The following is a 971-nucleotide window of genomic DNA, read 5'->3' as shown; positions in this document are numbered from 1 at the left end:
GTCATCGAGATGAACCCGCGGGTGTCGCGTTCGTCGGCGCTGGCGTCGAAGGCGACGGGTTTCCCGATCGCCAAGATCGCGGCGAAGCTGGCCGTGGGTTACACACTGGACGAGATCCCGAACGACATCACGCAGGAGACCCCGGCCTCCTTCGAGCCCACGCTGGACTACGTGGTCGTCAAGGCCCCGCGGTTCGCGTTCGAGAAGTTCCCGCAGGCCGACTCCACGCTCACCACCACCATGAAGTCGGTCGGCGAGGCCATGGCGATCGGCCGGAACTTCCCCGAGGCGTTCCAGAAGGCGCTGCGCTCGCTGGAGAAGAAGGGCAGCCAGTTCACGTTCACGGGTGTTCCCGGGGACAAGGCGTTGCTTCTGGAGGAGTCGCGGCGTCCCACCGACGGTCGGGTCAACACGGTCATGCAGGCCATTCGTGCGGGTGCCACGGCGGAGGAGGTCTTCGAGTACACGAAGATCGATCCGTGGTTCGTGGACCAGCTGTTCCTGATCAAGGAGATCGCGGACGAGGTGGCCCAGGCGCCGGAGCTGACGCGTGAGCTGCTGGCGCAGGCCAAGCGGCACGGCTTCTCCGACCAGCAGATCGGCGAGATCCGCGGGCTGCGCGAGGACGTGGTCCGCGAGGTCCGGCACGCGCTCGGTATCCGCCCGGTCTACAAGACGGTCGACACGTGCGCCGCGGAGTTCGCGGCGAGGACGCCGTACTTCTACTCCTCCTACGACGAGGAGACCGAGGTCGCGCGGCGTGAGAAGCCCGCCGTGATCATCCTGGGTTCCGGGCCGAACCGCATCGGGCAGGGCATCGAGTTCGACTACTCCTGCGTCCACGCCTCCTTCGCGCTGTCGGATGCCGGCTACGAGACGGTGATGGTCAACTGCAACCCGGAGACCGTCTCCACGGACTACGACACCTCCGACCGGCTGTACTTCGAGCCGCTCACGCTGGAGGACGTGCT

The 971-nt window shown here is 66.5% G+C and carries 1 protein-coding gene; it reads left to right on the top strand.

Features of this window, described 5'->3' with window-relative positions; all coding sequences use genetic code 11:
- Positions 1-971 (top strand): carbamoyl phosphate synthase preATP-grasp domain-containing protein (locus tag IE244_RS41555; RefSeq protein ID WP_444545085.1); only part of this gene is annotated, 971 nt, incomplete at both ends.

This window comes from Streptomyces filipinensis, assembly GCF_014649495.1.
In the GTDB taxonomy this organism is placed as follows: Bacteria; Actinomycetota; Actinomycetes; order Streptomycetales; family Streptomycetaceae; genus Streptomyces; species Streptomyces filipinensis.
Note: the sequence above shows the minus strand (reverse complement) of the source record. Positions and strands in the feature narration are given on the sequence as shown.